Origin of the sequence: Micromonospora sp. CA-248260, assembly GCF_050942205.1 — a bacterium.
GTDB classification, from domain to species: Bacteria; Actinomycetota; Actinomycetes; order Mycobacteriales; family Micromonosporaceae; genus Micromonospora; species Micromonospora antibiotica.
Genome location: NZ_CP192021.1, coordinates 1,962,096 through 1,988,908 on the forward strand (window position 1 = coordinate 1,962,096; position 26,813 = coordinate 1,988,908).

The following is a 26,813-nucleotide window of genomic DNA, read 5'->3' on the forward strand; positions in this document are numbered from 1 at the left end:
TTTACGACGCCCCACCATGGCAGCGCATTGATCGATGTCGTCGGGCGGTGCTGTTTCGAGGTGCGGATGCCGTGCCCCGTGACGGTGGCCGCCCGGCACCGGGCCGGCGGTCAGTGCGCGACGGCCGACCGGGACTGCTCCAGCCGCCCGAGGTGCTGCTCCAGATCGTCGCCGGTGACGCCCATGGCACGGTAGAGGCTCAGCGCGGCCTGCCAGTCCGTCATCGCCTGATCCAGGTCCCCGAGACCCGCGTGGGCGCGTCCCATGCCGTCCAACGCGCGCGCCTGTTCGAGACGCAGACCGATCCGGTCTGCGTTCTCGTGGGCCGTCCGGTGCCGGGTCAGGGCACCGGTGAAGTCGCTGCGTTCCGTGCTGACCCGACCGAGGACGTTCTCCACCTCCGCACGCAGCGCCGGGTTCTCCAGGCCACCCAGCAGGCTCAGCGCGCTCAGTCCGTGCCGTTCGGCCTCGGCGAGCCGACCCAGCCGCATCAGGACCTCGGCGTACCGCGTCTCGAGCATGGCCCGGGCCCGGCGGCTGTTCGTGGTCTGCACCGGAACGGCCGCCAGGGTCAGCGTGGCCAGCGCGGCGGTCCCCTCGCCCAGGCTGCTCTGCGCCGAGGCGAGCCGGGTCAGGGCCGAGGCGAGGTCGGCCGGCTGGTCACGGCCGTCGAGCAGGCGTACCGCCTCACGGGCGCTCGTCACCGCCTCGGCGTGCATGCCGAGGACGTTCTGTAGCTGGCTGATGTTGCTCAGCGCATTGCCCTGCTCGGCCAGGCCGCCCATCGTACGGTGGATGGCCAGCGCCCGTTGCTGGTAGCTGAGCGCCTCCTCGAACCGGCCCATGCTGGCGCAGACGATGCCGATCCGGCCCAGGCAGGTGCCCTCCCCGACGGTGTCGTTGGTGTCCTGGGCGATGGCCAGCGCGTCGGCGTAACACTCCAGCGCCTCGGTGAACTCGCCGAGATACCAGTGCGCGATCGCCACGTTGATCAGATTCAGTCCCTCGTGGACCGGCTCGTCGATGCGGCGGGCGGCGGCTGCGGCGTTGCGGAAGGTGGCGACGTGCTCGTGCATCTCGCCCCGGACGTAGAGGAAGAAGGCCATCGTGCGGGGCAGGTGGCACAGGTGGAAGTCGTGCCCCCGGTCGGTCGCCAGGTCGATCGCGGCGAGCAGGTTGCGTCGTTCGGCCTCGAACCACTCCAGCGCCTCCGCCTGGTCGTCCAGCGGCGGAACGTCCTGCGGCGGATGCCGTACCCGGGCTTCGGTCACGAACCGACCGGGCTGGACCCGGTTCGCCGCGGTCTCCGCCGTGACGACGTAGTAGTCGAGCAACCGGTGCAGGGCGGTGGCGTTCTCGTCGTCGTCCTGGGCGAGGACGGTGCGGACGAAGTTGCGGACCAGGTCGTGCATCTCGTACCGGTCGAGCTGCCGCTGGATGAGCAACTGCGAGTCGAGCAGGTCCTCCAGGATCTGCTCGGCCCGCTCCTGCGGGACGCCCGCGAGCGCCGCGGCGGTGTAGGCGTCGCAGCTCTCCCCGGGGAACATCCCGATCAGGCGGAACATCTGCTGATGGTCGGGACCGACCCCGTGGTAGGACAGGCCGATGCTGGCCGCGACGCTGCGGTCGTCGAGGACCAGCTCCCGCATGAGCCGCCCCTCGCGGCGCAGCCGGCCGATCAGATAGCCGAGCGTCCACTTCGGGCGGTTGTGCAGCCGGGCCACGGCGATGCGCAGGGCCAGCGGCAGCCGTCCGCACGCCTCGACCAGGGCCTGCACCTCGGCCTCGGTCGCCCGGTGCCGGTCACCGAGCAGCCGGTGGACGATCGCGCTGGCCTCGTCGTCGAGCGGGGGGTCGAGGGTGATCGAGTGGGTCCCGTCCAGCCCGTTGAGCCGTGACCGGGTGGTGATCAGCACCAGACTGGTGGCCGAGCTGGGCAGCAACGGGAGGACCTGCTGGGCGCTGCTGGCGTTGTCCAGCAGGATCAGCAGCGACCGGTCGGCGGTCTTGGCCCGCCACAGCGCCGACCTGCCGACCTGGTCGGTGGGGAGCTGCTCGCCCGGGGTGCCCACCGCCCGCAGCAGGATGCCCAGCGCCTCGACCGGGTCGACCGGCTCCCGGCCGTAGGTGAAGCCGTGCAGGTCCAGGAAGAGCTGACCGTCGGGGAAGCCCTTGCCCAGGCGGTGTGCGGCGTGGATCGCCAGGGTGGTCTTGCCGACGCCGCCCATTCCGTTGATCGACACGAGGGTCAGCGCCGTGGCGTCCGGTCGGGCGTAACCGACGAGCGACTCCAGGGTGTCGACGTGTCCGGTGAAGTCGACCAGGTCCCGGGGGATCGTCATCGGACGGTTCGACGACGTCACGACCCGGGCCGCGGGTGCCGACGCCCGGGTGGCGGAGCGCGGATCGAGGACCGGGTCGTTGCGCAGGATCTGCTCGTGCCGCCGGTTCAGCTCCGGCCCGGGGTCGATGCCCAACTGGTCGGCGAGCGACTGCCGGGCGTCGGCATAGACCTGGAGGGCCTCGGCCTGCCGGCCGGCCTGGTAGAGCGCGGTCATCAGCAGGACCAGCAGCCGCTCCCGCATCGGGTGCTCGGCCGCCAGCGCCCGGAGCTGGCCGACCAGGTCACCCTCCTCGCCGATCTCCAGTTGCAGGGTGATCAGACGTTCGACGGTCATCAGGCGTCGTTCGTCGGCGCGGGCCGCAGCGGTGCGTACGGTGAGGCCGTTCATGCCGCTCAGCGCGTCGCCGCGCCAGAGGGACAGGCCGGTGGACAGGGCGTCGATGGCCTCGTCGGGACGGCCGCCGTCCTCGGCGGCCCGGGCCCGGACGAGTTGTCTCTCGAAGATCTTCAGGTCGACCGCAGTGTCGTGGACGTCCATCCGGTAGCCCGGCCCGTCCGTGACGATCAGCCCGGGGGGCAGCCGCCGACGCAGGTCCGCCACGATCTTCCGGATCTGGTGCGCCGCCGTCGAGGGTGGTTGCGTCTCCCAGACGACCTGCACGAGTTGTTGCAGGGTGACGACGCATCCGGTGGCCAGCAGCAGGGCCGCGAGCACCAGTTCCTGCCGGGTGCCGCCGAGGGGTACGCGGACGCTGTCCACCCACACTTCCAGGGGACCGAGGAGTTTGAAGACAATTGGTTGATCGGCGGTGATCAACGACTCTCGATCATCCCCGGATGGCAACGTGTCCCTCCCCAAGAGATGTGACGAATCGCAATTAATCATGTTTCGGCGAGAGTGTCAACCTGCTTTATTTCACGTTGTCGATATGGTCGTTAAGACCGTTCCGAGAATTTTGCCGAAGGTGTTTGTGCGGGCGGGTCCGGGCCAGCGGTGTCGGGTGCCGGGAACGACGTGCACGGGAGCGTTTCGAATAGAGGTCTCTTGTCGGCGATGCGACTCGCCCGCGCTGTGACTCTCCCTCATGAAAAGCCGCCCCGCAAGCACCGACACCTGCTCGTTCGTCGCGAGCGGGCGAGCTCGGACCGGCGGTCGGGGCGGTGATGGCGGCTGCGCCGACCGGATCCGTCCCGCCGGGTGGGGGCGCCGGACGGGCGGGTGCGCCACCACCGGCCCGTACCAAGATCCTCTTTAGGTCGCCGTTAGGCGGGCCGAGGACCGTTGGGGATGTTGGCCGCACCATTTCCCGAAAGCGGGTGGCAATGAAAGTCCAGAACGTCTTTGTCGCTGGTGTCGGCACGTATCTGCCGGACCGCATCACCACCGAAGAAGCCGTGAAACGCGGTTGGTACGACGAGGCGAACCGCACCCACAGCGATCTTCATTCGATCGCGGTCGCAGCGGACATGCCCGCCCCCGACATGGCGTTCCAGGCCGCCTCGGAGGCGATGAAGCGGTCCGCCCACCGCCCCGAGGACGTGGCGGCGCTGATGCACTGCCCGGTCCACTACCAGGGGCCCGACACCTGGTCCGCCCCGCACTACATCCTGCACGAGACGCTCGGCGGGCGGGGGGTGCCGGCGCTGGAGATCCACCACGGCTGCAACGGGATGCTGTCGGGGCTGCGGCTGGCGGCGGCGCAACTGATGGCCGACCCGGAGTCGACCGCCGTCCTGCTCACCGCCGCCGACAACTTCTCCACCCCGGTCGTCGACCGCTGGCGGATCAGCTCGCACTACGTGCTGGCCGACGGCGCGAGCGCCGCCCTGCTGTCCACCCGGGGCGGCTTCGCCGAACTCCTCGCGGTCGGCTCGGCGTCCAACCCGGCGGCCGAGGTCCTGCACCGGGGCGGCGAACCACTGTTCCCGCCGAGCATCACCACCGGGCAGCGGGTCGACCTCGAGGCGCGCTCCCGCTACTGGGCCGAGCAGTGGGCCAACGGGGTCACCCCACCGGTGTTCCACCTCGGCGACCTGGTCACCGAGACCGTCGACCGGGTGCTCGACGAGGCCGGGGTGACGATGGCCGGCATCGCCCGGGTCGCCCACAGCGGGGTGGCCCTCGACCAACTCCAGAACGGGATCTTCGACCCGCTGGGGATCACCGCCGAGCAGACCGTGTGGGACTTCAGCCGCACGGTCGGGCACTGCGGCGCCAGCGACCAGATTCTCGCCCTGGACCACCTGGTGACCACCGGCGCCGTCGGCCCGGGCGACCACGTCCTGCTGCTCGCGGTCGGCGTCGGCATCGAGGTCGGCTGCGCGGTAGTCAAGATCATCGAAGAGCACCGTTGAGTCGACCGGAAGGACCCACCGTGCAGCAGGAAACCACGGCAACCACACGTGAGGAGATCCGGCAGGCGATCGCCGTCGTGATCGGCCTCGACGCCGCAGCCATCGGCGACGACGCCAACCTGGTCCAGCTCGGCCTCACCTCCCTGCAACTGATGCGGCTGGTCAACGGCTGGCGTCGCGCCGGGATGCGCGTGCGCTTCGGTGACCTCGCCGCCGCACCCACCGTGACCGCCTGGTCGCAGCAGCTCGCCGACGCCGTCACCGCACCCTGACCCGACCGCCCCGACCCGACCGCCCCGACCCGACCGCCCCGAACCGGTCCGACCCGACCGCCCTGACGGCCAGCGCCCCCGACCACCGGTCGGGGGCGCTGGCCGTGCCACCGGTCACCCGGCCGGCTCACCGAACCACGACTTGAGCGCGCCGGACAACCCCTCGGCATCCGCGACCGGATCCCCGGCCCAGGCGACGTGACCGTCCGGACGTACCAGGACGGCGTCCACCGGGATCTCCCCGGTCGGGTCCGCGTGAACCGCGTCCACCCGGTCACCCAGTGCCGCCAGGGTGCGTCCGGCCGGCTCGGGCGTCCGGCCGGCCAGGTCCAGGTAGACCCCGCGCCCGCCATGGTGCAGGTCGGCCACGCCGCCCGACGTCGTCGCCCCCGTCGCCGTGGCGGCCAGGGGCCGTACGCCGGTCAGCGGCACATGCGGCAGCCGGCGACCCGCCGGCACCGGACCGGTCGGCTCCACCCCGACGTCGTAGCGGACGTCGAGCCCGGTGGACAGCTCCAACAGGTAGGTGTTGACCTGCGGCAGGCGCAGGAGATCGGCGAAGAGGCCACGCAGCGGGGTCACCCGGTCGATCGGATGGATCAGCGCGAGCTGCGCATCGGTGGCCGCTGCCGCCCGGACCGCCTGCGGATGGCGCTCCTCGTGGTAGGTGTCCAGCAGGTCGGGGCGGCCCCACCCGGACAGCTCCGCGGCGAGCTTCCAGCCCAGGTTCACGGCGTCCTGCAGACACAGGTTGAGGCGCAGGCCGGCCAACGGATAGAAGGTGTGCGCCGAGTCGCCGGCCAGGAAGACCCGGCCGCTGCGCATCCGGTCCACGGTCCGGGTCTGGCCGCCGTAGCGACGGACCCAGCGCACCGGCGCGTCCGGGAACTCCGCCCCGGTGAGCCGGGCGATCGCCGCACGCAGCTCGGCGGTCGTCGGCGCGGTGTCGGCGGGAGGCGCGACGTCGAACTCCGCCGTGATCACCCGCAGCAGCCCCGGCCCGACCGGCACCGCCGAGTAGACGCCCCCGCCGGGGCAGAACTTCGACCCCCGGTGCTCCGGGGGCAGGTCCGCGACCGCTATCTCCACGTCGGCCACCAGGCCGCAGTTCGCCGGGCCGGCCCCCGGGAAGTCGATGCCGGCCGCCGCGCGCACCGTGCTGTCCTCGCCGTCGGCCGCCACCAGGAAGCTGCCGTGCAGGTGGTACTCGCCGCTGGGGGTGGCGACCCGGACCCGTACGCCGTCGTCGTCCTGGTGGAAGGCCGTCACCCGGTGGCCATGGCGCACGTCGGCCCCCCGGGCCACGGCGGCGTCGCCGAGCCGCCGTGCGATGAACTGGTGCCCGAGCAGCATGGCCGGCTGGTGCCGGCCGTCGAGCGGCGACATGTCCAACCACATCAGCGAGAAGTGGGTGCCCTGCACGGGGGAGACGTGCCCGCGCAGGCCGGCGAGCAGACCCCGCTGGTCGAGCAGCTCGGCGGTGGTGGTGTTGATCGCCTGTCCGGGCGACTCGTCGGTCAGGCCGGGGCTGCGCTCCAGCACGACGACGTCGATCCCCCACAGGGTCAGCTCGTGCGCGAGCATGAGCCCGGTCAGGCTCCCCCCGGCGATGATCACTGGTGCGGTCATGTGCGACTCCTTCAGCCGATGCCGAGTTCGTTGTCGATCAGGTCGAAGATCTCGTCGTCGGTCGCCGTCGAGATCGCGGTCACCTCGTCACCGGTCTCCGCCACCACGGCGGACCGCTGCTCCTCCACCCGGTCCTGGAAGCCGGCCAGCCGGGCGGCCAGCCGGCCCATCGCCGCGGCGTTGGGTGCCGCCACCGTCAGGTCGGCGGTCAGCCGGTCCAACTCGGCGAACAACACCGCGAACGGGTCCTGCTCCCGGGGCGTCAACCGTTCACCGAGGTGCCTCGCCAGCTGTGCCGGGCTCGGGTGGTCGAAGATCAGACTGGCCGAGAGCCGCAGCTGGGTCGCCGTGGCGAGCCGGTTGCGCAGCTCCACCGCCGTGAGCGAGTCGATGCCGAGGTCCTTGAACTGCCGCTCCGGGGGGATGCCCGCCGTCCCGGCATGGCCCAGGGTGATCGCCGCGTTCTCGCAGACCAGGGTCAGCAGCAGGGCGTGCCGGTCGCCGTCGGTGAGCCCGGCGAGTCGTTCGGGCAGCGGCCTGAGCGTCGCCGGACCGTCCGGCTCCGACGAGGCTGCGTCGACCGGCCCGGTCAACGCCCGGAAGAGCGGCGCGAGCAGCCCGTCACGCGCACGGGCGGCGAGGGTGGGCAGGTGCAGCCCCATCGCGACGGTCACCGGCTGCCCCAGGTCGACGGCCGCGTCGAGGGCGGTCAGGCCGTCCGCGACGTCCATCGGCCGTACGCCGATCCGGCCGAGCCGCTGGAGATCCTGCTGCTGGAGGCCGGCGCCCATCCCCGACTCGGTGTGCCACAGCCCCCACGCGATCGTGGTGCCGGCGAGCCCCAGGGTGTGGCGGTGGTGAGTCAGGGCGTCCTGGAAGGTGTTGGCCGCGGCGTAGTTGGCCTGACCGGCGTTGCCGAGGGTGCCGGTGGCGCTGCCGAAGACGACGAGGGTGACGTCGGGGTGGTGTTGGAGTGCGGTGTGGAGGGTGTGGGTGGTGTCGATTTTGGCGGTGAGGGTGGTGTGGAGGGTGTGGGGGGTTTGGGTGGTGAGGGGGGTGTCGTGGAGGGTGCCGGCGGTGTGGATGACGGTGGTGAGGGGGTGGGTGGTGGGGATGGTGGTGAGGAGTTGGTGGAGTTGGTGGGGTTGGGTGAGGTCGATTTGGGCGGTGTGGGTGGTGGTGCCGTGGGTGTGGAGTTCGGTGGTGAGGGGGGTGAGGGTGTCGGGGTTGCCTCGGGTGGTGAGGAGGAGGTGGTGGTGGGGGTGGGTGGTGGCGAGGTGTCGTGCGGTGTGGGTGGCGAGGGCGCCGGTGGCGCCGGTGATGAGGATGGTGCCCCGCGCGGGCTGCGGTGCGGGGACGACCAGCGCGATCTTGCCGGTGTGCCTGGCCTGACTGAGGTGCCGCAGGGCGTCGGGGGCGTTGGTCACGTGCCAGCCCGTGACGGGCAGGGCGGGCAGGGCGTCGGTGGTGAGCAGGTGGGTGAGGGTGGTGAGGAGTTGGTGGATGCGGGTGGGTCCGGCGTCGAGGAGGTCGTAGGGCTGGTAGGTGAGGTGGGGGTGGGTGGTGGTGACGGTGTGCGGGTCGCGGATGTCGGTCTTGCCGATCTCCAGGAAGGTGCCCCCCTCGGCCAGCAGCGCGAGGCTGGTGTCGACGTGCGCGTGGGTCAGGGTGTTCAGCACGACGTCGACACCGGCGGGATCGGTCTCGCGGATGCGCTCGCCGTACGCCGTCGTCCGGGAGTCGTGGATGTGGGTGGCGGGGACCCCGAGGGCCGCCAGGGTGGCCTGCTTGGGTGCGCTCGCGGTGGTGTGCACGGTGGCCCCGAGGTGCCGGGCGTAGTGCAGGGCGGCCATCCCGACCCCGCCGGTGGCGGTGTGCAGGAGGAGCCGCTGACCGACCCGCAGGTCGGCCAGGTCGGTCAGGCCGTACATGGCGGTCAGGTAGACGATCGGCAGGACCGCCGCCTCGACGTCGCTGAGCCGGGCCGGGGTCCGCACCAGATGACGGTGGTCGGAGACCGCCACCGGGCCGGCACAGCCCTCGGGGAACAACCCCATCACCCGGTCCCCGACCGCCAGCCCGGTGACCTCGGAGCCGACCTCGACCACGACGCCGGCGCCCTCGCCACCGATCTGCGCGTCGTCGCCCGGGTAGAGCCCCAACGCGATCATGACGTCCCGGAAGTTCAGACCCGCCGCGCGCATCGAGACCCGTACCTCGCCGGCGGCCAACGGGCGGTCCCCCGCAGGCGACGGCACCAGCGCCAGGTTCGCCAACGTGCCGCGGCTCGTCACGTCCAGCCGCCAGTTCCCGCCGCCGGTCGGGGGCCGTAGCACGGCCGCGGAGTCGGCGACCGGGACCAGCCGGGGGACCAGTGTGGTGTCGTCCCGCACCGCCGCCTCCGGCTCCGGCCCGGCCAACGCCGACGACAACGTCGCATCGGCCGGACCCGGCAGGTCCAGCAGCGCGAACCGGTCGGGGAACTCGGCGCGCGCCGACCGGATCAACCCCCACACCGTGGACGCCGGCAGATCCTGGATCTCCGGCCCGGTCCGGGTGGCGACCGCCCCCCGGGTGACCGTCACCAGCCGGTGGTCACCGAAGGCGGGTTCGCCGATCCACCGCTGCGCCAACCCCAGCGCCCGTTCGGCGACCTCGTGGGCGAGGGCGACGACCTCGTCGCAAGGGCGCGCGGCGGCCCGGTCGATCGCCGGCCCCGGGCCACCGTCGGTCACGCAGGTCACCAGGGTGTCGGCGGCGACCGCCGTGCCGGCGTCGATCGCCGCCGCGAGAGCGTCCAGGTCGGCGTGGACGGCGACGTCGCGGCCGGCTGAGCGGAGCGCGTCGGCCAACTTCAGCGGGTCCACGCCGACCACGTGCACGGCGGTCGACCCGGCGGCCGGATCGGCCTCCTGCGGCACCCACTCGACCCGCAGCGGCGTGACCGGGGCCGACGGGGCGGCCAACTGGTCTACCGCGAGCGGCCTCGTGGTCAGCTCCTCCACGGTGATCACCTCGGCGTCGTCGAGGTCGGTGGCGACCAGCCGTACCGCGTGCTCGGAGAGCCGGGTCAACCGCACCCGCAGGGCGGCGGTGCTGCGGCCGGTCGCGCGCACCCCACCCCAGGAGAACGGCACCCGCAGCGGACCGTCGAGGTCGGCCGGCGTCGCGATCAGCGCGTGCAGCGCCGCGTCCAGCAACGCCGGGTGTACGACGTGCCCGTCGATCTCGGTCCCGTCGGGGAGGCTGACCTCCGCGTACAGCTCGTCGCCGTGCCGCCAGAGCGCCCGCAGGTTACGGAAGGTCGGGCCGTAGGCGTAGCCGTGGTCGGTCAGTCGCGCGTACAGGCCGGAGAGGTCGACGGGCTGCGCCCCCGGCGGCGGCCAGACGCCGGGCGCCGCGGGCGTGGAGTCGGGTGCCGGTTCGGGGCTGAGTGTGGCGGTGGCGTGGGTGGTCCAGGTGGTGGTGGTGCGGGTGTGGATGGTGAGGGTTTGGTGGCCGGTGGGGGTGGGGGTGGTGAGGTGGAGGTGGAGGTGGGTGGGGGTGGTGGGGTGGAGGGTGATGGGGGTGTGGAGGGTGAGGTCGGTGATGGTGGGGGTGTGGGGGGTGGTGGTGTGGAGGGTGAGGTCGAGTAGGGCGGTGGCGGGCAGGAGGGTGGTGGTGTTGATGGTGTGGTGGTGGAGCCAGGGGTGGGTGGTGGTGGTGAGGGTGCCGGTGTGGTGGGTGGTGTGGTCGGGGGTGGTGATGGTGGTGGTGAGGAGGGGGTGGGGGTGGGTGGTGTGGGTGTGGGGTTGGGGGTGGAGCCAGTAGTGGTGGTGTTGGAAGGCGTGGGTGGGGAGGGTGGTGTGGGTGGGGTTGGTGGTGGTGGGTGTGGGTGGGGTGGTGTGGGTGGTGTGGTGGGTGGCGATGGCGGTGGTGAGGGTGTGGTGTTCGGGGTGTTTGGGGTGGAGGGTGGGGGTGAAGGTGTGGCCGGTGGTGTGGGTGTGGGGTGCGGTGGTGGTGAGGGTGGTGTCGGGGCCGAGTTCGATGTGGTGGGTGGGGGTGTTGGTGAGGTGGGTGAGGGCGTGGTGGTAGCGGACGGGTTGGCGGATGTGTTGGGTCCAGTATTCGGGGGTGGTGATGTGGTGGGGGTCGGCGGGTTGGCCGGTGAGGGTGGAGAGGATGGGGGTGTGGGGTTGGTGGTAGGTGAGGGTGGTGGCGGTGGTGTGGAAGGGGGTGAGGATGGGGTCCATGTGGTGGGAGTGGAAGGCGTGGCTGACGTTGAGGCGGGTGGTTTTGTGGTGGTGGGTGTTGAGTTGGTGGGTGAGGTGTTCGATGGCGTCGTGGTCGCCGGAGATGACGAGGTGGTGGGGGCTGTTGATGGCGGCGATGGTGAGTTGGTGGGGGTATTGGGTGAGCCATTGGGTGGCTTGGGTTTCGGTGAGGTTGGTGGCGATCATGGCGCCGCCGGGGGTGGCGTTTTGCATGTGGTGGCCGCGGGCGGCGACGAGGGTGCAGGCGTCGGGGAGGGTGAGGATGCCGGCGGCGTGGGCGGCGGCGATTTCGCCGACGGAGTGGCCGATGAGGTAGTCGGGGTGGATGTTGTGGTGGGTGAGGAGGGCGTGGAGGGCGGTTTGGAGGGCGAAGAGGGCGGGTTGGGCGTATTGGGTTTGGTGGAGTGCGGGGTGGTTGGTGAAGACGAGGTCGTGTAGGGGGATGTCGAGGTGGGGGTTGAGGTGGGTGGCGCAGGCGTCGAAGGTTTCGGCGAAGGCGGGGTGTCGGGTGTGGAGTTCGGCGCCCATGTGGGGGCGTTGGGAGCCTTGGCCGGTGAATTGGAAGAGGGTTTTGGTGGTGGTGGCGTGGCCGGTGGTGGTGCCGGGGTGGGGGGTGTTGGTGGTGATGGCGTTGAGGCCGGTGAGGAGGTCGTGGAGGGTGTGGCCGGTGATGGTGGCGCGGTGGGGGTGGCGGGTGCGGGTGGTGGCGAGGGCGTGGCTGACGTGGTGGGGTGGTTGGGGGTGGTGGGTGAGGTGGTCGTGGAGGCGTTGGGCTTGGTCGTGGAGGGCGTCGGGGGTGTGGGCGGTGATGGTCCAGGTGAGGAGGGTGTTGGTGGGGGTGGGTTCGTCGGGGGTGGTGGGTTGGGGTTCGGGTTGTTCGAGGATGAGGTGGGCGTTGGTGCCGCTGATGCCGAAGGAGGAGATGGCGGTGCGGCGGGGGCGGTCGTGGTGGGGCCAGGGTTGGGTGGTGGTGAGGAGGGCGACGTTGCCGGTGGTCCAGTCGACGTGGGGGGTGGGTTCGTCGATGTGGAGGGTGGCGGGGAGGAGTCCGTGGTGCATGGCGTGGGTCATTTTGATGACGCTGGCGATGCCGGCGGCGGCTTGGGTGTGGCCGATGTTGGATTTGATGGAGCCGAGCCAGAGTGGGGTGTCGGGGTGGTGTTCCTGGCCGTAGGTGGCTAGGAGGGCGTGGGCTTCGATGGGGTCGCCGAGGGTGGTGCCGGTGCCGTGGGCGTCGACGGCGTCGATGTCGGCGGCGGTGAGGCGGGCGTTGGCCAGGGCGGCGCGGATGACGCGTTCCTGGGCGGGTCCGTTGGGTGCGGTCAGTCCGTTGGACGCGCCGTCCTGGTTGACCGCGCTGCCCCGGATGACCGCGAGGACGGGTCGTCCGGCCCGGCGGGCGTCGGACAACCGCTGCACCACCACCACACCCACACCCTCGCCCCAACCGGTGCCGTCCGCGGACGAGGAGAACGCCTTGCACCGGCCGTCGGGCGCCAGGCCACGCTGGCGGCTGAACTCCACGAAGGTGGTCGGGGTGGCCATCACCGCGACCCCACCCACGAGCGCCGTCGAGCACTCCCGCTTACGCAGCGACTGGGCGGCCAGGTGCAACGCGACCAGCGACGACGAGCAGGCGGTGTCCACCGACAACGCCGGCCCCTCCAATCCGAGGGTGTAGGCGATCCGGCCCGAGGCGAGGCTCGCGAGGCTGCCGTTGGCGACGTAACCCTCGAAGCTCTTCGGCGCCGGTCGTAACCGGGAGCCGTAGTCGTTGTACATCACCCCGACGAAGACGCCGGTGTCGGTGCCGCGCAACGCGTCCGGCGCGATACCCGCCCGCTCCACCGCCTCCCACGACGTCTCCAACAACAACCGCTGCTGCGGATCCATCGCCAACGCCTCACGCGGCGAGATCCCGAAGAACTCCGCGTCGAACCCACCCGCCTCGTACAGGAAACCACCCTGCCGCGTGTACGACCGACCCACCGCGTCCGGATCAGGATCGTAGAGACCCTCCAGATCCCACCCCCGACCCTGCGGAAAATCACCCACCGCGTCGCGACCCTCGACCACCAGATCCCACAACTGCTCCGGCGAGACCACCCCACCAGGAAAACGACACGCCATACCCACGATCGCGATCGGCTCCCGATCCTGCTCCTCCACCTCGGCGAGGCGGGCGCGGGTCTGCCGCAGATCGACGGTGGCGCGCTTGAGGTACTCACGGAACTTGTCTTCGGAGTTCGACACGGGACAGGCCTTTCCGGGTGCCAGGGATGCGGGAACCCGGCCCACGCGCCCGGTGGGCGGGCTGTCGAGCGAAGCGGGAATCAGTCCCGCTCGTGCACGGAGATGGCGTTGCTCGGGCAGTGCCGGGCGGCGGTCCGGGCCTCCTCGTACCGGTCCGCCGTCGGCTCGACGACCAGCACCACGGCGATGCCGTCCTCCTCGCGCTGGTCGAACAGGTCGGGGGCGGCGAGCACACACTGGCCCGAGCAGCAGCACTGCTCCTCGTCCACGGTCAGGCGCAGGAAACTCACCAGGTCACCTCCAGGGAGTGCAGGCCGTAGACGGTGGCCTCCTTGAACGGCTGCTCCTCGGGGGAGGTCAGCAGCTTCATGGCGGGCAGCCGGGCCAGCACCGTGTCGTAGACGATCTCGAGTTCGGCGCGGGCCAGGTTCTGCCCGAGGCACTGGTGCACGCCGTAACCGAAGGCGACGTGGCCGCGGACGCCGCGCCGGAAGTCGATGGTGCCCGGGTCGGCGAAGACGTCGCCGTCGTGGTTGGCGGCGGCGGCGGAGGCGACGAAGCCCTCACCGGCGCGCACCCGGTCCGCGCCGAGGTCGATGTCGGCCAGCGCGACCCGGGCGGTGGGGTAGTCGACGATGCTGAAGTAACGCAGCAGCTCCTCGACGGCGTTCGGGGTCAGGGTGGGATCGTCGGTCAGCTGCGTCGCGAGCCGCTCGTCCCGCAGCAGCGCGAGCAGGCCGAGCGAGATCATGCTCGCGGTGGTCTCGTGCCCGGCGAGCAGCAGCAGCATCGCGAACCCGGTGAGCAGCTCGTGGTCGTAGCAGTCCGCCGCCCGGTACTTCACCGACAGGCGACCCAGCAGGTCGTCGTCCGGATTGCCGTCCTTGCTGCTGACCAGGTCCCCGAGGAAGGCGCGGAGCGCACCGAACGACTCCTGCCGCTGCTGCGGGGTGCTGGCCCGGGCCAGCAACACCTCCGTGTGCCCCTGGAAGACCTCGCGGGAGCCGTACGGGACGCCGAGCAGCTCGCAGATGACCAGGGAGGGGACCGGCAGGGCCAGCTCCCGTACCAGGTCCACCGGGCGGGTCCCGATCGCCAGCAGCGCGTCGATCCGGTCGTCGACGATCTGCTGGATGCGCGGCCGCAGCTGCCGGATCCGGTGCACGGTGAACTCCGCGGCCACCATCCGCCGGTGCAGCGAGTGCTCCGGCTGGTCCATCGAGAGCAGGAAGCCCTTCTGCGCGAAGGCCTGCACGTTGGCGACGGTCGCCGGGAAGCCGGGGTGGGCCCGGTTGGCACTGGTGGCGGGGTGGCCGAGCAGCGTGCGGACGTACTCGTGGCTGGTGGCCAGCCACGCCGTGTTGCCGTCCTGGAGGGTCACCCGGGACAGCGGCCGGGCGGCCCGCAGCTCGGCGTACTCGCGTGGTGGGGAGAACGGGCAGGTACGGGGCATGGGGAATGCCGGTGCGCCCGGAACGCCGTCTTCGGTCATGCCGGGAACCTAGGGACGGACTCTAAATTCACCCTTACCCGCGCCCGTCAGCCCCCGGTTTCCCCGCTCCGAGCAGGCGATTTAGAGCCCTGATAGGGCGATCTAAGTACGTACGCGGACAGTCCTGTGTAGTCCGATGGGTCTGCTCTCTTCAGACCCGCGACCCCCAGGGGGATGGCCCGCGATGGCAAACGAAGACAAGCTCCGTGAGTACCTCAGGCGGGTCACCACCGACCTGCAGCAGACCCGACGCCGACTGGCCGAGGTCGAGGGTGCCGACCGGGAGCCGATCGCGATCGTGGGTATGGCGTGTCGTTTTCCTGGTGGGGTGGTCTCGCCGGAGCAGTTGTGGGATCTGGTGGTCGAGGGTCGCGACGCGGTGGGTGATTTTCCGCAGGGTCGGGGGTGGGATCTGGAGGGTCTCTACGATCCTGATCCGGACGCGGTGGGTCGGTCGTACACGCGGCAGGGTGGTTTCCTGCACGAGGCGGGTGGGTTCGACGCGGAGTTCTTCGGTATCTCGCCGCGTGAGGCGTTGGCGATGGATCCGCAGCAGCGGTTGTTGTTGGAGACGTCGTGGGAGGCGGTGGAGCGGGCGGGTATCGCGCCGGACGCGTTGCGCGGCACCGACACCGGCGTCTTCGTCGGCGCGATCCCGCAGGACTACGCGCCCGACGTCCGTGCCGTGCCGGCCGAGGCCGAGGGGTACGTCGGCTCCGGCGTGCTGACCAGCGTGGCCTCCGGCCGGATCTCCTACACCCTCGGATTGGAGGGGCCGGCGTTGTCGGTGGACACCGCCTGCTCGTCGTCGCTGGTCGCGTTGCACCTGGCGGTCCAGTCCCTGCGCCGGGGGGAGTGCTCGATGGCACTGGCCGCCGGCGTGACGGTGATGTCCGCGCCGCGGTTGTTCATCGAGTTCAGTCGGCAGCGCGGGCTGTCCCGCGACGGCCGCTGCCGGGCCTTCGCCGCCGGGGCCGACGGGACCGGGTTCTCCGAGGGTGTGGGTGTGGTGGTGGTGCAGCGGTTGTCCGACGCCCGCCGGGCCGGACGACCCGTCCTCGCGGTCATCCGGGGCAGCGCGGTCAACCAGGACGGCGCGTCCAACGGACTGACCGCACCCAACGGACCCGCCCAGGAACGCGTCATCCGCGCCGCCCTGGCCAACGCCCGCCTCACCGCCGCCGACATCGACGCCGTCGACGCCCACGGCACCGGCACCACCCTCGGCGACCCCATCGAAGCCCACGCCCTCCTAGCCACCTACGGCCAGGAACACCACCCCGACACCCCACTCTGGCTCGGCTCCATCAAATCCAACATCGGCCACACCCAAGCCGCCGCCGGCATCGCCAGCGTCATCAAAATGACCCACGCCATGCACCACGGACTCCTCCCCGCCACCCTCCACATCGACGAACCCACCCCCCACGTCGACTGGACCACCGGCAACGTCGCCCTCCTCACCACCACCCAACCCTGGCCCCACCACGACCGCCCCCGCCGCACCGCCATCTCCTCCTTCGGCATCAGCGGCACCAACGCCCACCTCATCCTCGAACAACCCGAACCCCAACCCACCACCCCCGACGAACCCACCCCCACCAACACCCTCCTCACCTGGACCATCACCGCCCACACCCCCGACGCCCTCCACGACCAAGCCCAACGCCTCCACGACCACCTCACCCACCACCCCCAACCACCCCACCACGTCAGCCACGCCCTCGCCACCACCCGCACCCGCCACCCCCACCGCGCCACCATCACCGGCCACACCCTCCACGACCTCCTCACCGGCCTCAACGCCATCACCACCAACACCCCCCACCCCGGCACCACCACCGGCCACGCCACCACCACCAAAACCCTCTTCCAATTCACCGGCCAAGGCTCCCAACGCCCCCACATGGGCGCCGAACTCCACACCCGACACCCCGCCTTCGCCGAAACCTTCGACGCCTGCGCCACCCACCTCAACCCCCACCTCGACATCCCCCTACACGACCTCGTCTTCACCAACCACCCCGCACTCCACCAAACCCAATACGCCCAACCCGCCCTCTTCGCCCTCCAAACCGCCCTCCACGCCCTCCTCACCCACCACAACATCCACCCCGACTACCTCATCGGCCACTCCGTCGGCGAAATCGCCGCCGCCCACGCCGCCGGCATCCTCACCCTCCCCGACGCCTGCACCCTCGTCGCCGCCCGCGGCCACCACATGCAAAACGCCACCCCCGGCGGCGCCATGATCGCCACCAACCTCACCGAAACCCAAGCCACCCAATGGCTCACCCAATACCCCCACCAACTCACCATCGCCGCCATCAACAGCCCCCACCACCTCGTCATCTCCGGCGACCACGACGCCATCGAACACCTCACCCACCAACTCAACACCCACCACCACAAAACCACCCGCCTCAACGTCAGCCACGCCTTCCACTCCCACCACATGGACCCCATCCTCACCCCCTTCCACACCACCGCCACCACCCTCACCTACCACCAACCCCACACCCCCATCCTCTCCACCCTCACCGGCCAACCCGCCGACCCCCACCACATCACCACCCCCGAATACTGGACCCAACACATCCGCCAACCCGTCCGCTACCACCACGCCCTCACCCACCTCACCAACACCCCCACCCACCACATCGAACTCGGCCCCGACACCACCCTCACCACCACCGCACCCCACACCCACACCACCGGCCACACCTTCACCCCCACCCTCCACCCCAAACACCCCGAACACCACACCCTCACCACCGCCATCGCCACCCACCACACCACCCACACCACCCCACCCACACCCACCACCACCAACCCCACCCACACCACCCTCCCCACCCACGCCTTCCAACACCACCACTACTGGCTCCACCCCCAACCCCACACCCACACCACCCACCCCCACCCCCTCCTCACCACCACCATCACCACCCCCGACCACACCACCCACCACACCGGCACCCTCACCACCACCACCCACCCCTGGCTCCACCACCACACCATCAACACCACCACCCTCCTGCCCGCCACCGCCCTACTCGACCTCACCCTCCACACCACCACCCCCCACACCCCCACCATCACCGACCTCACCCTCCACACCCCCATCACCCTCCACCCCACCACCCCCACCCACCTCCACCTCCACCTCACCACCCCCACCCCCACCGGCCACCAAACCCTCACCATCCACACCCGCACCACCACCACCTGGACCACCCACGCCACCGCCACACTCAGCCCCGACGAGCCCACCGTCCCGGCAGAGATCGGCATCTGGCCCCCGGCCGGTGAACCGGTCGACATCGACGCGCTCTACCCGCTGCTCGCCGCGAAGGGCTACCACTACGGGCCCTCGTTCCAGAACCTGCGCCGTGCCTGGCGTGCCGGTTCCGACGTCTACGCCGAGGTCGAGCTGCCCGACGACCTGCGCCCCGACGGTCACGCCGTGCACCCGGCGCTCGCCGACGCGGCCCTGCACGCGCTGATCGCCGTCGCCGTCGACGACCTCGGCACCGCGCCCCGCGTGCCGTACAGCTTCTCCGGCGTCGCCGTGCACGCCAACCTGGCCACGTCGGTGCGGGCCCGGCTCACCGCGATCGGCGACGGTGCGTACCAGGTGCTGCTGGCGGACCCGGCCGGGCACCCCGTGCTCTCCATCGACCGCCTCGACCTGCGCGACCTGGACCCCGCCACGCTGCCCGTCGCCGCCGCGCCCGGCACCGAGCTGCTGCACCGCCTCGACTGGCAGGAACTACGCGCGGACGCCGCGCCGCCGGCCGACCCGGCGGGCTGGGCCGTCCTCGGTACGCCCGGACCGGCGCTGCACGGCGCGCTGCCCGGCCTGCGCCAGGTGCCGGACCTCGCCGCCCTGCTCGCCGGTGAGCTGCCCGACGTGGTCTTCCTGCCCTGCCGCACCCCACGCCCGGACGAGACGCCCGCCGACGCCCCGGCCGCCACCACCGACGATCCGGTCGCCGCCGCACACGAGTTGACCGAGGCGCTGCTGCACAGCCTCCAGCAGTGGCTCGCCGAGGAACGGTTGGCCGGCACCCGACTGGTGGTCACCACCGAAGGTGGGGTCGCCGCGCACCTCGCCGACCAGATCGCCGACCTGGCCGCCGCCGCGTGCTGGGGCCTCACCCGCTCCGCGCAGGCCGAACACCCCGACCGGTTCGTGCTGCTCGACCTGGACGGACGCCCGACCGACCCGTCGGTGCTGGCCGCCGCGCTCGCAGCCGCCGAACCGCACCTCGCGGTGCGCTTCGGCGTGGCGTACGTCGACCGGCTGGTCCGCTGCGCCGACGACCCGGCGCGGCTGACGCTCCCGGACGAGAACTGGCGGTTCGGCACCACCTCCGCCGGCACCCTGGCCAACGTCGCCATGGTCCCGGCACCCGAGGCGCTGCGCCCGCTACGCGACGGCGAGGTGCGGGTACGCACCCACGCCACCGGCCTGAACTTCCGCGACGTGCTCATCGCGCTGGGCAGCTACCCCGGTGAGGCGCCACTGGGCAGCGAGGGCGCGGGCGTGGTCGTGGAGACCGGTCCCGGCGTGACCGGACTCGACCCGGGCGACCGGGTGATGGGCCTCTTCTCCGAGGGCACCGGCCCGCTCGCGGTCTGCGACCACCACCTGCTCACCCGTACCCCCGACCACCTCAGCGACAGCCAGGCCGCGGTGCTGCCGATCGCCTACCTCACCGCCATGTACGGCCTCGGCGACCTCGCCGGCCTGCGGGCCGGGCAGTCCGTCCTGATCCACACCGCCACCGGCGGGGTCGGGATGGCCGCCCTGCACTACGCCCGGCACCTCGGGGCCACCGTGCACACCACGGCCAGCATCGGCAAGCAACCCACCCTCAGCGCGCTCGGTGTGCCCGACTCCCACATCCACGACTCCCGCACCACCGCGTACCGGGAGGGGATAGCGGCGGTGGCCCCGCAGGGGGTCGACGTCGTGCTCAACAGCCTGACCCAGGCGCACGTCGACGCGGGACTGGCACTGCTGGCCGAGGGGGGCACCTTCCTGGAGATCGGCAAGACCGACATCCGCGACCCGCACACCGTCACCACCACCCACCCCCACCTCACCTACCAGCCCTACGACCTCCTCGACGCCGGACCCACCCGCATCCACCAACTCCTCACCACCCTCACCCACCTGCTCACCACCGACGCCCTGCCCGCCCTGCCGGTGGCCGTCTGGCCCGCCAGCGACCTTCCCGACGTGCTCCGGCACCTCAGCCTCGGCCGGCACACCGGCAAACTGGCCGTCACGGTGCCCGCCCCCAGACCCGCCCAGGGCACCATCCTCATCACCGGCGCCACCGGCGCCCTCGCCACCCACACCGCACGACACCTCGCCACCACCCACCCCCACCACCACCTCCTCCTCACCACCCGAGGCAACCCCGACACCCTCACCCCCCTCACCACCGAACTCCACACCCACGGCACCACCACCCACACCGCCCAAATCGACCTCACCCAACCCCACCAACTCCACCAACTCCTCACCACCATCCCCACCACCCACCCCCTCACCACCGTCATCCACACCGCCGGCACCCTCCACGACACCCCCCTCACCACCCAAACCCCCCACACCCTCCACACCACCCTCACCGCCAAAATCGACACCACCCACACCCTCCACACCGCACTCCAACACCACCCCGACGTCACCCTCGTCACCTACAGCAGCGCCGCCGCGACCATGGGGAACCCGGGCCAGGCCAACTACGGCGCGGCCAACGCCTTCCAGGACGCCCTCGCCCACCACCGCCACCGCAACGGCCTGCGCGCCACCGCCATCGGGTGGGGGCTCTGGGACACCACCAGCGGAATGGCCGGCGGTCTCGGGCGGGCCGAACTCGATCGGATCGCCGCTGCCGGCGTCCTGCCGATCGAGGTGGAGCAGGGACTCGCCGCCCTCGACGCCGCCCTCGACATCGACCGCCCGACGGTCCTGCCGGTACGACTGAACCTGGGCGCGTTCGCCGCCCGGGACGCCGTACCGCCGATGCTGAGCAGGCTGGTCCGGCCCGCCCGGCGGCGGGCGGCGGCGGCGACCGACGCCACCGGCCACCTGGCCCAGCGGCTGGCCGGGCAGACCCCGCAGGAGCAGACCGCGTTCCTGTCCGACCTGGTACGTGCCGAGGTGGACGTGGTCCTCGGTCGCACCGACGGTGAACCGGTCGACCCGCAGCGGCCCTTCCGGGAGCTGGGTGTGGACTCGCTGACGGCCGTCGAACTGCGCAACCGGCTCGTCGCCGCGACCGGCATCACGCTCGCCGCGACCGCGGTCTTCGACCACCCCACCCCGGCCGCGCTGGCGGAACACCTGCGTACCGTCGTCGCCGGGCCGGACGGCGCGGCACCGGTGACGCCGACGACCCGCACCGCCGTCGCGGTAGCCGACGACCCGGTCGCCATCATCGCCATGTCGTGCCGGTTCCCGGGCGGCGTCGCCAGCCCGGAACACCTGTGGCGGGTGGTCGCCGACGGCGTCGACACCATCGGCGACTTCCCCACCGACCGGGGCTGGAACGTGGACGACCTCTACGACCCCGACCCGGCCGCCGTCGGCCGGACCTACACCCGGCAGGGCGGGTTCCTGCGCGACGCCGACACGTTCGACGCGGACTTCTTCGAGATCAGCCCCCGTGAGGCGGCGGCGATGGACCCGCAGCAGCGGCTGCTGCTGGAGACCTCGTGGGAGGCCATCGAGGCGGCTGGCGTCGACCCGGCGGAACTGCGCGGCAGCGACACCGGCGTCTTCGTCGGCGTCATCACCAGCGACTACGTCACCCGGCTGGGCCACACCCCGGCCGGCGTCGAAGGGCACGTCTCCACCGGCACCACCACGAGCGTCGCCTCCGGCCGCATCGCCTACACCCTCGGCCTGGAGGGGCCGGCCATCACGGTCGACACCGCCTGCTCGTCGTCGCTGGTCGCCCTGCACCTCGCCGCCGGGTCACTGCGTACCGGCGAGTGCTCGCTGGCCCTGGTCGGCGGGGCCACCGTGATGGCCGGGCCGGTCAACTTCGTCGAGTTCAGCCGGCAGCGGGCGCTGTCGGTGGACGGCCGCTGCAAGGCGTTCTCATCCTCCGCCGACGGCACGGGCTGGGGCGAGGGCGTCGGCGTGATCATGTTGGAGCGGTTGTCGGACGCCCGGCGGAACGGGCACCCCGTCCTGGCTCTGGTGCGGGGTAGTGCGGTGAATCAGGACGGTGCGTCGAATGGTTTGACGGCTCCGCATGGTCCGTCGCAGGAGCGGGTGATTCGTCAGGCGTTGGCGAATGGGGGGTTGTCGGCGGGTGAGGTGGATGTGGTGGAGGCGCATGGTACGGGGACGAGGTTGGGTGATCCGATTGAGGCGCAGGCGTTGTTGGCGACGTATGGTCGGGAGCATTCCGCGGAGCGTCCGCTGTTCCTCGGCTCCCTGAAGTCGAACGTCGGCCACACCCTCGCCGCCGCCGGAGTGGCCGGCGTGATCAAGATGGTGCTGGCGATGCGGGCCGGGGTGATGCCGAAGACGCTGCACGTCGACGAGCCGACCACGCACGTGGACTGGTCGTCGGGTGCGGTGGAGCTGCTCACCGAGGCGCGGATGTGGGACGGTGACGGGCCGCGTCGGGCGGGCGTGTCGTCGTTCGGTATGAGCGGCACCAACGCGCACGTGATCCTGGAGTCGGTGCCGGAGCCGGTCGTGGTTACGGGCGACGAGCCGGTGGGGCCGGTGCCGTTGGTGTTGTCGGCGCGGTCGGTGGAGGCCCTGCGGGCGCAGGCGGTGCGGTTGGCGGGTTTTCTGGGTGGTGTTGGTGGTGGGGTGTCGTTGTCGGATGTGGCGTGGACGTTGGCGGGTCGTGCTGGGTTTGCGCATCGTGCGGTGGTGGTGGGTAATTCTCGGGCGGAGTTGGTTGCGGGTTTGACGGCGTTGGGTTCTGGCGCGGATTACGTGTCGTCTCCGATTCCGACTTCGACCACGTCTCCGGTTCCGACTGCGACTGCGTCTCCGTCTCCGAATGCGGCTCCGACTGCAACTTTGGCTTCGACTGCGGATTCGGTTCCTGCTTCGTCTTTGGTTCCGGTTCCGGTTCCGGTTTCTGTTCCGGGTTCGGGTTCTGTTCCGGGTTCGGGTGTGGTGTCGTCGGGTGTGGTGTCGGGTGGTGTGGTGTCGGGTGGGACGGTGTTTGTGTTTCCGGGTCAGGGGTCTCAGTGGTGGGGTATGGGTCGGGAGTTGTGGGAGTGTGATGCTGTTTTTCGGGGTCGGTTTGAGGAGTGTGTGGGGGTGTTGGGTGGGTTGGTGGATTGGGATGTTCGTGGGGTGTTGTTGGAGGGTGGGGAGGAGTGGTTGGGGCGGGTTGATGTGGTGCAGCCGGCGTTGTTTGTGTTGATGGTGTGTTTGGCGGAGGTGTGGCGGGCTGCGGGTGTGGTGCCGGATGCGGTGGTGGGGCATTCGCAGGGTGAGTTGGCGGCGGCGTGTGTGGCGGGGGTGTTGTCGTTGGAGGTGGCGTTGGGTGTGGTGGTGGGTCGGTCGCGGTTGGTGGGGGAGCGGTTGGCGGGGTTGGGGGGGATGGTGTCGGTGGGGTTGTCGGTGGGGGAGGTGGGTTCGTGGTTGGTGGGTTTTGGTGGTGAGTTGGTGGTGTGTGTGGTGAATGGGCCGGGGTCGTGTGTGGTGGGTGGTCCGGTGGGTTTGTTGGGTGACCTGGTCGGGTTGTTGGAGGGTGGGGGTGTGTGGTGTCGGTGGGTGCCGGTGGATTATGCGTCGCATCATCCGGTGGTGGATGTGGTGCGGGATGAGTTGTTGGGTTTGGTGGGTGGTGTGGTTGGTGGTGTGGGGGATGTGGTGGTGTATTCGTCGGTGCGGGGTGGTGTGGTGTCGGGGGTGGAGTTGGGGGGTGGTTATTGGTTTGAGAATTTGCGGTCGGTGGTGCGGTTTGATGAGGTGGTTGGGGTGTTGTTGGGGGATGGGTTTACGCGGTTTGTGGAGTGTTCTCCGCATCCGGTGTTGTCGGTGGGTTTGCGGGAGTCGTTGGGTGTGGTGGGTTCGGGTGGTGTGGTGGTGCCGACGTTGCGTCGGGGTGAGGGTGGTGTGGGTCGGGTGTTGTTGTCGTTGGGTGAGGCGTTTGTTGCGGGGGTGGAGGTTGATTGGCGTGGGGTGGTGGGTGCGGGTCGGTTGGTGGATGTGCCGACGTATGCGTTCCAGGGGGAGCGGTACTGGTTGGAGGCACCCCGCAACACCGGCGACCTGAGCGCCGCCGGTCTGGACCAGGCCGGCCACCCGATGCTCGGCGCCGCGGTCGTGCTCGCCGGTGACGCCGGGACCCTCTTCACCGGCCGGGTCTCGCTCACCACCCACCCGTGGCTCGCCGACCACCTGGTCGGCGGCACCGTCCTCCTGCCCGGCGCGGCCTTCGTCGACCTGGCCCTGCACTGCGCCGCGTACGCCGGACTGGCCATGGTCGACGACCTGACCCTGCACGCGCCGCTCGCACTGCCCGCGCACGGCGTCGTGGACCTCCAGGTCGTCGCGTCCGCCCCGGACGACACCGGCCGCCGCCGGGTGACGATCCACGGCCGGTCGGCCGACACCGACTCCGGTCAGGACTGGACCCTGCACGCCAGCGGGGTGCTGACCCCGGTTGCCGACCCGGCCGGCACGGCGCTGACCAGTTGGCCGCCCGCCGACGTGGTGCCCGTCGACCTCACCGGCCTGTACGACCGGCTCGCCGAGCACGGCTACGGCTACGGCACCGCCTTCCGGGGCCTGACCGGGCTGTGGCGGGACCCGGACCACTGCTACGCCGAGATCACCCTGCCGGAGGGGACCGACCCCACCGGCCACCGGCTGCATCCGGCGCTGCTCGACGCGGCCCTGCACCCCCTGCTGGCGCTCGCGCTCGCCGACACCGACGGCCCGCTGCCGCTGCGGATCCCGTTCTCCTGGCAGGGGGTGACGGCCGCCGACGTGACGCCCGCCCGACTGCGGGTGCGGTGGGACGCCTCCGGCGGCGAGACCGTCCGGATGGACATCGCCGACGACACCGGCACCCCGGTCGGATCGGTACGCGCGCTGACCCTCCGCGAGATCGACCCGGCCCGGCTCGCCGCGCTGCGTACCGACCGGCTGCCGCTCTACGAGATCCGCTGGAACCCCGTCGAGACCCCGGCCGGGGCGGACGCCACCCAGGACCATGTCCTCGTCGGTGCGGACGGCCACCACCTGCGTGACCTGCCGGGTGTCGATCCGGCGGACTACCCGGACGTCGAGTCGCTGCGGGCGGCGGTCGCCGACGGCCGGCCGGCACCGTCCACCGTGCTGGTCTCCTGCGTGGGCGCGGCACCCGGTGCCGGGGTCGATCCGACCGCCACCGGGCTGCCCACCCGGCAGGTGCTCGACACGGTGCAGGGCTGGCTCGCCTGCGGTGAACTGGCGCAGTCGAAGCTGGTCGTCGTGACCAGCGGCGCGTTGCCGCTGCCCGGTGACACCGACGTCGAACTGGCCATGGCACCGGTCGCCGGCCTGCTGCGTACCGCGCGGGCGGAGAACCCCGGCGCGGTGGTGCACATCGACGTCGACGCCGATTCGGGCCCGGCCCTGCCCGGCGCGTTGGCCACCGGGGAGTCGGAGATCGCGCTGCGAAACGGCGTCGGCCTCGTACCACGGTTGGTGGTACGCCGCTCGGCGGAGCCTGCCGCGCCGCCGAGGCTCGACCCGGACGGCACCGTCCTGATCACCGGGGCCACCGGGGCGCTCGGCGCTCTCGTCGCCCGGCACCTGGTGGCGACCTACGGCGTGCGGCACCTGCTGTTGCTGAGCCGGCGCGGCGCGGACGCCCCCGGCGCCGGTGACCTGCTCGCCGACCTCACCGCGCAGGGGGTGACGGCCCGGCTGGTCGCCTGCGACGTCGGGGACCGCGAATCCGTCGCCGCGGCGCTCGCCACGGTGCCGGCCGACCACCCGCTCACCGCGGTCGTGCACGCCGCCGGGGTCATCGACGACGGGGTGCTGCCCAGCCTCACCCCGCACCGCCTCGACGTCGTCTGGCGGCCGAAGGTGCAGGCCGCCCTGCACCTGCACGAGCTGACCGCGGACGCCGACCTGGCCGCGTTCGTGCTGTTCTCCTCGGTGGCGGGTCAACTCGGCAACCTCGGTCAGGGCAACTATGCGGCGGCCAACGTCGCCCTCGACGCGCTCGCCGAACACCGCCGGGCCGCCGGCCTGGTCGGCACCTCCCTGGTCTGGGGGTTGTGGGGCGAGACCGACGGCACCGGGGCCGGCGCGGCGGCGAAACTCGACCGGGCGGCGCTGGACCGGGTCAGCCGGGGCGGCCTGCTGCCGCTGTCGCTCGACGAGGGGCTAGCCCTCTTCGACGACGCGCTGGCCGCCGGCCCGGCGGTGCTGGTCACCGCCCGCTTCGACATCGCCGGCCTCAGCGCCCGCACCGAGACCGACAACGTGCCACCCCGGCTGTCCGGGCTGACCCGCACGGCCCGCCGCCCCGCCGGTGGCCAACGGGCGTCCCGACCGCTGGTCACCCGGCTCGCCGGGCTGCCGGTCGGCGAACAACAGAAGATCGTGCTGGACCTGGTACGCAGGAACGTCGTCGCCGTCCTCGGCGGCGACCGGGTGGCGCGCGTCGACGACGACCGGTCCTTCAAGGAACTCGGCTTCGAGTCGCTGTCCGCGGTCGAGTTGCGCAACCGGCTCAGCGCCGCCACCGGTCTGCAACTGCCCGCCACGATGGTCTTCGACCATCCACGGCCCACCTCGCTGGCCGAGTTCATCCGGGAGACCGCCGCGCCGGCCGACGCCGAGGGCCCGGTCCTCGCCGAACTCGACCGGCTGTCCGCCGCCATGGCGGCGGCCTCCTCCGACCGGGGGCTGCGCCGGCTGGTCGCCGCCCGGCTGGAGAGCATGCTCGCCGACTGGAAGACCACCCCGGCGGACCGGTCGGCCGGCCCGGAAGCCAACGCGCGCATCGAGTCCGCGTCCGTGGACGAGATCTTCGACCTGATCGACCAGGAGTTCGGCACGGTGCCGCAGTGAGCGGCCACCGGCCGCAGGAGTCAACGAGAGCGGGTGTCCAGCGCATGTCAGGTGACGAGGCGAAGCTCCTCAACTACCTCAAGCGGATGACCATTGAGCTGCGCGACGCCCAGGAACGCATCCGGGATCTCGAAGAGAG

The 26,813-nt window shown here is 71.4% G+C and carries 7 protein-coding genes and 1 pseudogene; 3 read left to right on the plus strand and 5 right to left on the minus strand.

All coding sequences use genetic code 11. The annotated features are described in order from the left end of the window. Window positions 1-110: 110 nt before the first annotated feature. Entirely contained in the window at window positions 111-3,104 is a 2,994-nt protein-coding gene (locus tag ACQP2H_RS08995) for a BTAD domain-containing putative transcriptional regulator (RefSeq protein WP_433232053.1), read from the minus strand. 635 nt (window positions 3,105-3,739) lie between these two features. On the opposite strand from ACQP2H_RS08995, the gene ACQP2H_RS09000 reads away from it, so the two are divergent. Both ACQP2H_RS09000 and ACQP2H_RS09005 read left to right on the plus strand, forming a co-directional pair. Beyond that, window positions 3,740-4,699, plus strand: a complete 960-nt coding sequence (locus tag ACQP2H_RS09000; protein ID WP_433232056.1) for a ketoacyl-ACP synthase III family protein — start codon at window positions 3,740-3,742, stop codon at window positions 4,697-4,699. Between the two features lie 20 nt (window positions 4,700-4,719). Next, window positions 4,720-4,971 (plus strand): phosphopantetheine-binding protein, encoded by a 252-nt coding sequence (locus tag ACQP2H_RS09005; RefSeq protein ID WP_208569850.1) that lies wholly within the window; start codon window positions 4,720-4,722, stop codon window positions 4,969-4,971. 114 nt (window positions 4,972-5,085) lie between these two features. Here the strand turns inward: ACQP2H_RS09005 and ACQP2H_RS09010 are convergent, their stop codons facing one another. The 4 genes and pseudogenes from ACQP2H_RS09010 to ACQP2H_RS09025 form a co-directional block, all read right to left on the minus strand. Next, a complete protein-coding gene (locus tag ACQP2H_RS09010) occupies window positions 5,086-6,600 on the minus strand; it encodes an FAD-dependent monooxygenase (protein WP_357538018.1) in 1,515 nt (504 codons plus the stop codon). Window positions 6,601-6,611: 11 nt separating this feature from the next. Further along, window positions 6,612-13,058, minus strand: a pseudogene (locus tag ACQP2H_RS09015) (SDR family NAD(P)-dependent oxidoreductase); the annotation flags it as partial. A 128-nt stretch (window positions 13,059-13,186) separates the two neighbouring features. Continuing rightward, entirely contained in the window at window positions 13,187-13,396 is a 210-nt protein-coding gene (locus tag ACQP2H_RS09020) for a ferredoxin (protein ID WP_308291068.1), read from the minus strand. Then, the gene (locus tag ACQP2H_RS09025) at window positions 13,393-14,598 is read right to left on the minus strand and encodes a cytochrome P450 (protein WP_219469013.1); all 1,206 of its coding nucleotides are present in this window, start codon (window positions 14,596-14,598) and stop codon (window positions 13,393-13,395) included. Before ACQP2H_RS09025 ends, ACQP2H_RS09020 begins: the two co-directional genes overlap by 4 nt. A 184-nt stretch (window positions 14,599-14,782) precedes the next feature. Between ACQP2H_RS09025 and ACQP2H_RS09030 the strand changes: the two genes are divergently transcribed. After that, on the plus strand, window positions 14,783-26,674 hold the full coding sequence (locus ACQP2H_RS09030; protein WP_433232061.1) for an SDR family NAD(P)-dependent oxidoreductase: 11,892 nt from the start codon (window positions 14,783-14,785) through the stop codon (window positions 26,672-26,674). The last annotated feature ends 139 nt before the right edge of the window (window positions 26,675-26,813 follow it).

Bases quoted from the DNA above. Each gene is read 5' to 3' on its own strand.
- ACQP2H_RS09010 (WP_357538018.1), bottom strand. From the start codon at position 6,600: ATGACCGCACCAGTGATCATCGCCGGGGGGAGCCTGACCGGGCTCATG.
- ACQP2H_RS09030 (WP_433232061.1), top strand. From the start codon at position 14,783: ATGGCAAACGAAGACAAGCTCCGTGAGTACCTCAGGCGGGTCACCACC.
- ACQP2H_RS09025 (WP_219469013.1), bottom strand. From the start codon at position 14,598: ATGACCGAAGACGGCGTTCCGGGCGCACCGGCATTCCCCATGCCCCGT.